This is a genomic window from Erwinia sp., from assembly GCF_031978025.1.
Classification (GTDB): Bacteria; Pseudomonadota; Gammaproteobacteria; order Enterobacterales; family Enterobacteriaceae; genus Erwinia.
This window is the reverse complement of sequence record NZ_DALZCD010000169.1, coordinates 1-9272: the sequence shown is the minus strand read 5'-3', so window position 1 is coordinate 9272 and position 9272 is coordinate 1. Positions and strand designations below refer to the sequence as shown.

9 protein-coding genes are annotated in these 9272 nt (G+C 54.6%); 5 read left to right on the top strand and 4 right to left on the bottom strand.

Annotated features, from left to right (window positions below):
* The first annotated feature begins 17 nt into the window (after window positions 1–17).
* Window positions 18–986, top strand: coding sequence for a tRNA 5-methoxyuridine(34)/uridine 5-oxyacetic acid(34) synthase CmoB (gene cmoB / locus RTK32_RS13975; RefSeq protein ID WP_312044942.1), 969 nt, complete (start codon window positions 18–20; stop codon window positions 984–986).
* A 163-nt stretch (window positions 987–1149) separates the two neighbouring features.
* On the opposite strand, the gene RTK32_RS13970 is transcribed toward cmoB, so the two are convergent.
* Window positions 1150–1770, bottom strand: coding sequence for a LysE family translocator (locus RTK32_RS13970; RefSeq protein WP_312044940.1), 621 nt, complete (start codon window positions 1768–1770; stop codon window positions 1150–1152).
* A gap of 150 nt (window positions 1771–1920) precedes the next feature.
* Here RTK32_RS13970 and RTK32_RS13965 point away from each other — a divergent pair, with 150 nt between their 5' ends.
* Window positions 1921–3018: a glycerol dehydrogenase gene (locus RTK32_RS13965; RefSeq protein WP_312044938.1), complete on the top strand. Its 1098-nt coding sequence runs from the start codon at window positions 1921–1923 to the stop codon at window positions 3016–3018.
* 27 nt (window positions 3019–3045) lie between these two features.
* Here RTK32_RS13965 and RTK32_RS13960 read toward each other — a convergent pair whose 3' ends face one another.
* A complete protein-coding gene (locus RTK32_RS13960) occupies window positions 3046–3888 on the bottom strand; it encodes a hypothetical protein (RefSeq protein ID WP_312044936.1) in 843 nt (280 codons plus the stop codon).
* Window positions 3889–4045: 157 nt separating this feature from the next.
* On the bottom strand, window positions 4046–4807 hold the full coding sequence (gene cutC / locus RTK32_RS13955) for a copper homeostasis protein CutC (protein WP_312044934.1): 762 nt from the start codon (window positions 4805–4807) through the stop codon (window positions 4046–4048).
* Between the two features lie 100 nt (window positions 4808–4907).
* Between cutC and RTK32_RS13950 the strand changes: the two genes are divergently transcribed.
* Complete coding sequence (locus RTK32_RS13950) at window positions 4908–6056, top strand: PatB family C-S lyase (RefSeq protein ID WP_312044932.1); 1149 nt, start codon at window positions 4908–4910, stop codon at window positions 6054–6056.
* Here RTK32_RS13950 and RTK32_RS13945 read toward each other — a convergent pair.
* Entirely contained in the window at window positions 6045–6611 is a 567-nt protein-coding gene (locus RTK32_RS13945; RefSeq protein WP_312044930.1) for a VOC family protein, read from the bottom strand. The two genes, RTK32_RS13950 and RTK32_RS13945, sit on opposite strands and share 12 nt — an antisense overlap.
* 308 nt (window positions 6612–6919) lie before the next feature.
* Here RTK32_RS13945 and RTK32_RS13940 point away from each other — a divergent pair, with 308 nt between their 5' ends.
* Together RTK32_RS13940 and argS are read left to right on the top strand one after the other, a co-directional pair.
* Entirely contained in the window at window positions 6920–7048 is a 129-nt protein-coding gene (locus RTK32_RS13940; RefSeq protein WP_312044929.1) for a hypothetical protein, read from the top strand.
* A gap of 195 nt (window positions 7049–7243) precedes the next feature.
* The gene (gene argS / locus RTK32_RS13935) at window positions 7244–8974 is read left to right on the top strand and encodes an arginine--tRNA ligase (RefSeq protein WP_312044927.1); all 1731 of its coding nucleotides are present in this window, start codon (window positions 7244–7246) and stop codon (window positions 8972–8974) included.
* The last annotated feature ends 298 nt before the right edge of the window (window positions 8975–9272 follow it).

Genomic DNA, 9272 nt, shown 5'->3' with positions numbered 1-9272 from the left:
CTTAAGGCTGGGACGGACTGATGGATTTCGGTAATTTTTATCAGCTGATCGCCAAAAGCCCGCTGTCGCACTGGCTGGAAACGCTGCCCGCCCAGATTGCCGCCTGGCAACGTGAACAGCTGCACGGGCATTTCAAAAACTGGGACCGTTCAGTCGAGCACCTGCCGACCCTTGTGCCGGAAACGCTGGATTTGCTGCACAGCGTCACCGCCGACAGCAGCCAGCTTAGCGAGCGCCAGCGCGGCGGTATCGAAAGCCTGTTACGTAACCTGATGCCGTGGCGAAAAGGGCCTTACTCGCTGTATGGCGTACAGATTAACACGGAATGGCGCTCCGACTGGAAATGGGACCGCGTGCTGCCGCATATTTCTCCACTGGCAGGCCGTACCGTGCTGGATGTCGGCTGTGGCAGCGGCTATCACATGTGGCGTATGGTCGGCGCAGGCGCAAACCTGGTGGTCGGCATCGATCCGATGCAGCTTTTTATCTGCCAGTTTGAGGCGGTACGCAAGCTGCTGGGCGGCGATCAGCGCGCGCACGTGCTGCCGCTCGGCATTGAGCAGCTGCCGGAGCTGAAAGCCTTCGATACGGTCTTTTCGATGGGCGTGCTCTATCATCGCCGCTCGCCGCTGGATCACCTTTATCAGCTGAAAAATCAGCTGGTCAGCGGTGGCGAGCTGGTGTTGGAAACGCTGGTGATAGAAGGCGACAAACACGCGGTGCTGGTGCCGGGCGAACGCTATGCGCAGATGCGCAATGTCTATTTTATTCCGTCCACCGGCGCGCTGAAGGACTGGCTGGAAAAATGCGGTTTTGTTGACGTGAAAATCGCCGACTATTCTGTTACCTCAACGGAAGAACAGCGCCGCACCGACTGGATGACCAGCGAATCACTGGCGGAGTTTCTGGATCCCAACGACAGCAGCAAAACTGTCGAAGGCTACCCGGCACCGCTGCGTGCTGTGCTGGTGGCGCGTAAGCCTTAACGTCAACCTCGCCAGTGGCGGCGTACAGGCTCTAGCGCGTCTGTATGACCGCGTGCTGGTGGGGACCAGCCTTAGGGACTTACTCGCTGCGGCTATAGCGCATAAAATCGGGTAACGCTCTTGCGCGCAGGGAGGCGCGGAAAAGCGTTGTCCGCCCCGCCCTTTAACGCTTTGCCAGCGCCAGCTTTGCGGCAAAGCCGATAAAGACGCAGCCGGTCAGGCGATCCATTATTTTTATCACCGCCGGTTTACGTAGCTTTTCCGCAAAATAGTGCGTGCAGGCAATCAGCATTCCATTCCATAAGGTTCCCACCACCACATGCACAAAGGCCAGGCCGATACTCCAGAGCGCCACCGAGCCGCCGGCAGGGATAAACTGCGGTAAAAAAGAAACGTAAAAAATACCGACTTTAGGATTAAGCAGGTTGCCTAAAAACCCCCGCATAAATACGCTGCCATAGCCGTCTTGCTTTTTATCCGTCGGCATTTCGCCGTGCAGAGCGCTACGCGGTTTTAACAGTAGCCCCACGCCAAGCCACAACAGATAAGCCGCGCCCACCAGCCTCAACATGTTATAAGCGACTTCTGAAGCCAGCAGCAGCGCGCCCAGCCCGATGCCCACTGCGACGCCCCATGTCATGCAGCCTGCATTGACGCCCATGCCGGTCGCCAGCGCCTTTTTCCAACCGCTGGTGGCGGAAGTGCGTAGAATTAACGCCGTATCAAAGCCCGGCGTCATGGTCAGCAGCGTAATGGCGAACAGAAAGGTCAATAATGAGGTCATGGCGGCTTCCTTAGAAAGAGAAAAAGTTTAGCGCCCTCCCCACCGATCGGCTACAGCCAATTTTAGTTATGTCACGTTTCGCTCTGCTTTTTGCGTGAAAAGGTCTACGGTTGAACCTGTACGACTTTTATTTCACCAAAAGGAGTTCCCATGAGTAAGTTCATATTCTCTTCACCACGCAAGTATGTTCAGGGTGCTGGCGTCATGGCTCAGCTGGGCAACTATGTGGCGGAACTGGGCAATAAGGCTTTTGTGGTGGCGGATGAAATCGTCTGGAACCTGACGGGAAAAGCAGTGCAGGATTCTTTGCAGCAGCACGGCGTCGAATTTCACTATCAGCAGTTTAACGGCGAAGCCTCCGGTAATGAGATCGCGCGTCTGGCTGCACTGGCGAAGCAGGCCGACACGCAGCTGGTGATTGGCGTCGGCGGCGGCAAGACGCTGGATACAGTGAAAGCGGTGGCGGATGAGTTGAAGCGACCCGTGGTGATTGTGCCCACGATTGCCTCTACGGATGCGCCTTGCAGTGCGCTTTCAGTGATCTATTCCGACAGCGGCGTATTTGAGAGTTACCGCTTTTATAACAAAAACCCGGATCTGGTGCTGGTGGATACGCAGGTTTGCGCCCGGGCACCGGTCAGACTGTTTGCCTCCGGCATTGCCGATGGCCTGGCGACGTTTGTCGAGGCGCAGGCGGTTAAGCGTTCGCACAGTAAATCTATGGTGGGTGGCGATCCAACGATTGCAGGCATGGCGATTGCCGAAGCCTGTGAAAAAACGCTGCTGACCTGGGGGTACAGCGCCTATCAGGCGGTAGAGAAAAAAGTGGTCACGCCAGCCGTAGAAGCGGTGGTGGAAGCCAATACGCTGCTTTCTGGTCTGGGCTTTGAAAATGCGGGTTTAGCCGGTGCACACGCTATCCATAACGGTTTTACGGCGATTGACGGCGACATCCATCATCTGACGCACGGTGAAAAGGTCGCCTACGGTACGCTGACGCAAATGGTGCTGGAGCAGCGGCCCGACGAAGAAATCGCGCGCTATATTCGCTTTTACCGCGCGATAAAAATGCCTACCACGCTAAAAGAGATGCATCTGGAAAATGAAAGCTGGGAGAACCTGCTCAAAGTAGGCGAGCTGGCCAACAGCGAGGGAGATACGCTGAAGAACCTTAATCCTGGCCTCAGCGCACAGGATATCGCCAGTGCGATTCTGGCCGTAGACGTTTTCAGCCAGACCGTAAAATAAAGACAACCGTAGCGGCCTGCGGGCCGCTTATTTGTCCGGGCCTTCCGGCTTGTCCCAGTATTCAAAACGATAGGCCGCGCTAATATTGCGCAAGACTTCTCCGTGAGCAAAGATTTCCCTCTCATGCGAATAGCTTAGCGTGCAGTTGCCGCGATCGTCCCACAGCTGACATTCATCCTGCGTGATCAGCTCGCTGCCGGGGTTTTGCGTTTTCATCAGCAGCCCCTTTTCCCGGTGCTTATCGTCATAAGTCCACTGCATCTCGCTGTTGCCTGACCGGCTGGCGACCAGCTGGTTTTCCGCATTCCAGCGATAGTGATATTCGCCGTTTGCCTGCTCGTCTGAGCCTCTTGCCACGCTTTTTAGCAACCGTTGCTGGCTGTCGTAGCGGTTAGTCGTTTCCGTAAAGCCTTTTTTGCCCTGCAGCAAAAATGCCTCGGACGAGCTGGTTATGGTGCCCGTTTTCCCGGTCAGGTAATTAATGGTGCCCTGTTTATTACTTACTTCGACCAGCTTGCCCTGCTTCAGTACGAAAATCGCCAGGACATAATCAGCCTGCCAGCCAGTGGCGACGCGGGTAATGTTCTGCACCATCCTGAACGCGACATTACCTTCGTTTTTATCAAAGCTGATACTGGCCCGCAACAGCGCCCCGCAGCGATCGAAATCGCCCAGAATGCGTTTTTGCTGGTCAACATCTTTACCAAACTCGCCCATCACTACCTGCTTCACCGGCCCTTTCGCGGTGCCGCCCAGCAGCAGCAGGCTATTGCTGTCGTTAACACGTGCGGCGTTGGCAGGACAAGTATCTGTGCCGTGGGCCATACCTGCCGTCAACAAAATCGGCAGCAGGGCCCCTCTGGCAGTCATTATGATTTTCATCAGCAAACTCGCGGCAGTCAGAGATCTGTTCAGTGTAAAAGGAATTTCGGCCTGACGGCAGAAAAAAAGCCTCACCAAAATGATGAGGCCTGGTACTTGCAAACATCACGTCGTTAAGCTGGCGTGCTGTGCGGCAAAATCGGGGTCACGCTACGCTTGCCGACGAGCCAAACGAGAGCGAGAGCGAGGCTTTCATAGCTTCTACCATCTCGCCGTCAACGCAGGCGCGGCTGAATTCGTCTGTTTCCGCGACGGAGATCATGGAGACACCGGCTTTACGGTAGCGCATTGCAGAAGCGATGCGCTGGCTGGCCGAGCTGTGCAGCTCACGCAAACCGGCTTCTACGAACTTATGCAGGTTGCCCATGCGCACGCCAGCGCCGGCCATAATGATTGGACCCTGGGTAAGCTGATTAAGTTCCCTTAATAAAGGTAAACCACTTTCGGCACTTTGCTGCTGACCGGAAGTAAGAATACGCGCCACGCCCAGGTCAGTCAGCTGCCGCAGCGCCGTCAGCGGATTATGGCAAAGATCGAAAGCCCGATGAAAGGTCACGTCCATCCCTTCACAAAGGGCCATTACCTGCTTCATTCTGGCAAGATCAATATGCCCATCCACGTCGAGAACGCCCACCACCACGCCCGGAAAACCGAGTTCGCGAATCCAGGCAATATCATCTTTTATCTGGCGGAACTCGTTTTCACTGAAGCAGAAATCGCCGCCGCGCGGACGCACCAGGGGATGAACCGGAATGGACAGGGTTTCGCGGGCCTGCAGCAGGCTGCCAGCCGAAGGTGTTAATCCGCCTTCCGATGGCGCAGCGCAAAGCTCCACCCGATCGGCACCGGCGGATTGCGCAGCCAGTGCGCAATCAATCCCATAGCAGCATACTTCCAGTTTTAACATTTCATTCTCCTGTTAATGACTGCCGGCTGGTTGTGTAAATCCGTTTCGCTGTTTAGTCTGTTTTTGAACATTAAAAATAATAGTAACGGGAATCACCAACATGACATGCACTTTTGACCAGCGTATCGATCGCCGTCACAGCGATAGCCTGAAATGGCAAAAATATGGCGGTCAGGATATTTTGCCGCTCTGGGTAGCAGACACCGATTTCCGCTCTCCAGAATGCGTGATCGACGCCCTTCAGCAGCGGGTAGCGCATGGCATTTTCGGGTATGGCACTACCCCTGATGAACTAATTGCCGTTACGACGGCGCGGATGCTGGCGCGCTATCAATGGAAAATCGATCCGGAATGGCTGGTTTTGCTGCCTGGCGTGGTCAGTGGGCTAAACCTGGCGGTACGCGCTTTTACCGACCCACATCAGGGCACGATTGCCCCCACGCCGATCTACCCGCCCTTCCGCTCTGCGGCTAAGCTGGCCGAACGCACGCAGCTCAATGCGCCGTTAACGCTGCAGGGGGGACGCTGGGTGGTTGATTTCGATACGCTGACGCCCGCCATGACCGGCAATGAAAAACTGATGATGCTGTGCAATCCGCAGAATCCCGGCGGCACGGTTTATCGTCGTGAAGAGCTGGAGGCACAGCTGCGCTTTGCCCAACGCCACGATCTGATTGTCTGTTCCGATGAAATCCACTGCGACCTGTTGCTGGAAGATGGCGTACAGCATATTCCTTTCGGCAGCCTCGGCGAAGATGCCGAAAGGCGTTCCGTTACGCTGATTTCGCCCTCGAAAACGTTCAATATTGCCGGGCTGGGTGCTTCGGTGGCCATTATTCCTGATAAAGCGTTACGCACACGCTTTAATAAAGTCCGGCAGGGTATTGTCCCCCAGCCGGATATTTTATCGTTGGTCGCCGCTACGGCAGCATGGCGAGACGGCCAGCCGTGGCTGGAAGAACAGCTGGCCTATCTTAAAACCTCAAGAGACTGGCTGAGCGAGCGCGTCAACGCCATTGAGGGGCTGTCGCTGGCCAAACCGGAAGCGACCTATCTGGCGTGGATTGATGCCAGCCAACTTAACGTGGCCAACCCGGCGCTTTTTTTTGAACGACACGGGCTGGGCTTTTCCGCCGGACGCGATTTTGGCGACGATAATTTTGTCCGCTTTAACTTTGGCTGCCCGCGCGATCTGATTGTGGAAGCTATACGACGGATGGAAAACGCCGTGCGAACGTTAAGACGCTAGTTCGCTTTCAACAATCTCTTTCAGGCTCCAGGGATGGAACTTGATTGTTACCTGACCGTCGCTGACGGCCAGGGTAGGATTAGGCAGCCTCTCGCCCTCCCCTTTCGGTGCGCTGTTTTTAATGGCGATGCCCGGTCTGGACAGGCTCTCGTCCGATAACAGGGCCAGCGCGCGAGCGCCCAGCTGCGCTTCATCGCCCGGCAACACGATTTCAACGTGCTCCCAGCCTTCGTGGCGATAAATTTTCTTGCCCGGCCAGGGCAGCTCTACCATGCTGATTTGCCAGGGGCCGACGGTTAACGGCTCGTACAGTTCAAACAGTGCGACCGGTCGCCCCGCGATCAGTTTTTCTGAAAACAGTACGCCGTGCTGTAAGAAACCTTTTTTCCAGCGCTCTGCCGTGGACTCCTGATGACAACGCACGGCGATATGATCGGCGTGATGCGCGGCCAGATCGAGCCCCAGTCGTGTTGCCAGGTCATTAAGCCTGGCCGTAAACGCTGCAGAATCATTAACCAAATCGCTTAACTCTTCCGCTACCTTACCTGAAAACATAGATTACCTTTCAAATTAACTTAAAAAAAACTAAACATTTACTTACTATGCACTAAGCTTTCCGGACCAGCCTTTCTGATGCAGCTTGACGTAACAGCTCAGGATATATCGATAATTACGGACATTTATCATTTTTTTCATTTAAATTTGGCTTAGATCCAGCACATTATTTAGAAAATTTGTCTTAATATAATGTTTTGATTTAGTTAAATTTATACAATGCGACTATTCTTAAATCGCTACCCTTACCTTCCAGGCTATTCTTATTCCTTATCGATTCTTTCTGCTTCTCACACAAGGAATAGCAAATGCTAATGTTGATACTTATTGCAGTGCTTATCGTTATGATGGGCTTTGCTCTGGTGAGGCACTGGAAGCTTCGTAACGAAAAAACGACGATTGCCAGCCCGCATCGCCCTCACCGTCGTCGCGTCTGACCAGACAACCAGAAGGTAGCGTCCGCTGCCTTCTGTACCCCCCTCCTGTTTACACGCCTGGATAACTACGCCCTAAATGCAGTATACTTTTTCCCTTCTTTTTTAGCGGCAGCGAACAGCTTTTTGCTGTGCGGCTCCGTTTAGTATGACGGCCTGCCGCCGTGCGCAGGCGTTTTTGCATATAAAGGTAATCCGGTGAATATTCAGGCTCTTCTCTCAGATAAAGTCAGTCAGGCGATGATCGCGGCAGGGGCTCCGGCCGACTGCGAACCGCAGGTGCGTCAGTCAGCGAAAGCACAGTTCGGCGATTACCAGGCAAACGGTATTATGGCCGTAGCGAAAAAACTGGGCAAGGCGCCGCGACAGCTTGCTGAAGAGGTGCTGACCCACCTCGATCTGCAGGGGATCGCCAGCAAGGTTGAAATTGCCGGACCGGGCTTTATTAACCTGTTTCTGGACGCCGACTGGCTTGCCGCTCAGGTAGACAGCGTTGTCGACGCACCGCGCCTTGGGGTGTCGCCCGTTGAGCCACAGACCATCGTTATCGACTATTCTGCGCCTAACGTCGCCAAAGAGATGCACGTTGGCCACGTTCGCTCAACCATCATTGGCGATGCGGCAGTACGCACCCTGTCCTTCCTGGGCCACAACGTCATCCGCGCTAACCATGTGGGCGACTGGGGCACGCAATTCGGCATGCTGATCGCCTATCTGGAAAAGCAGCAGAACGAAGCGCACGAAGAGATCGCCTTATCCGATCTGGAAGCCTTCTACCGCGAAGCCAAGCGCACCTATGATGAAGACCCGGCGTTTGCCGAACGCGCGCGCGGCTACGTAGTCAAACTGCAGGGCGGTGACGAATATTGCCGTAAAATGTGGAAGCGTCTGGTCGATATCACCATGTCGCAGAATCAGAAGATCTACGATCGCATGAACGTGACGCTGAGCCGCGAAAACGTGATGGGTGAAAGCCTGTACAACGATATGCTGCCGGGTATTGTAGCCGATCTGAAAGCCAAAGGCCTGGCGGTGGAAAGCGAAGGCGCTACCGTGGTTTTCCTGGACGAGTACAAAAATAAAGATGGCGAGCCGATGGGCGTCATCATCCAGAAAAAAGATGGTGGTTATCTTTATACCACTACCGATATTGCCTGCGCTAAATACCGCTATGAAACGCTTCATGCCGACCGCGTGCTCTACTATATCGATTCACGTCAGCACCAGCATTTGCAGCAGGCGTGGACCATCGTGCGTAAGGCCGGTTACGTGCCGGAATCCATTCCTTTAGAGCATCATGCGTTTGGCATGATGCTGGGTAAAGACGGCAAACCGTTTAAAACCCGCGCGGGCGGCACCATTAAACTGTCCGATCTGCTGGATGAGGCGGTCGAACGCGCTACCCGGTTGGTCAGCGAGAAAAACCCGGATATGCCAGCCGACGAGTTGGCTAAGCTCGCCACTACCGTAGGCATCGGCGCGGTTAAATATGCCGATCTTTCCAAAAGCCGCACCACGGATTACGTCTTCGACTGGGACAACATGCTGGCCTTTGAAGGCAACACCGCGCCTTATATGCAATATGCCTATACGCGTGTGCTTTCCGTGTTCCGCAAAGCGGGCATTGAGGAATCGGCCGTGACCGGCAAAACCGTGATTGCTGAAGATCGCGAAGCGGCGTTGGCTGTCCGCCTGCTGCAGTTTGAAGAAACCATTACCCAGGTCGCCCGTGACGGCACGCCGCACGTGATGTGTGCTTACCTGTACGACCTGGCTGGCCTTTTCTCTGGATTTTACGAGCACTGCCCTATTCTTTCAGCAGAAGACGAAGCGACGAAGCAGAGCCGCCTGAAGCTGGCGCTGCTGACCGCGAGAACCCTGAAGCAGGGGCTGGACACGCTGGGTATCGAGACCGTCGAAAGAATGTAATCTTCGTTCTGAAAAGGGACCTTTCCCCGTTTCAGAATGCAAAAAAGGGGCGAATCGCTTCGCCCCTTTTTGCATTATCCGGCTTCTGCCCGGCACGCTACTCGTCGTTGACTCTCACTCATTACGCCACGCGTTACCCATTGCTCACTCTCATTTCATGACGCAACGCGCTACCCATCGTTCACTTTCACTTGATTACGCCACGTGCTACCCGTCGCTCACTCTCACTCATTACGCCATGCGTTACCCATTGCTCACTCTCACTTCATGACGCAACGCGCTACTGATAATTCACCAT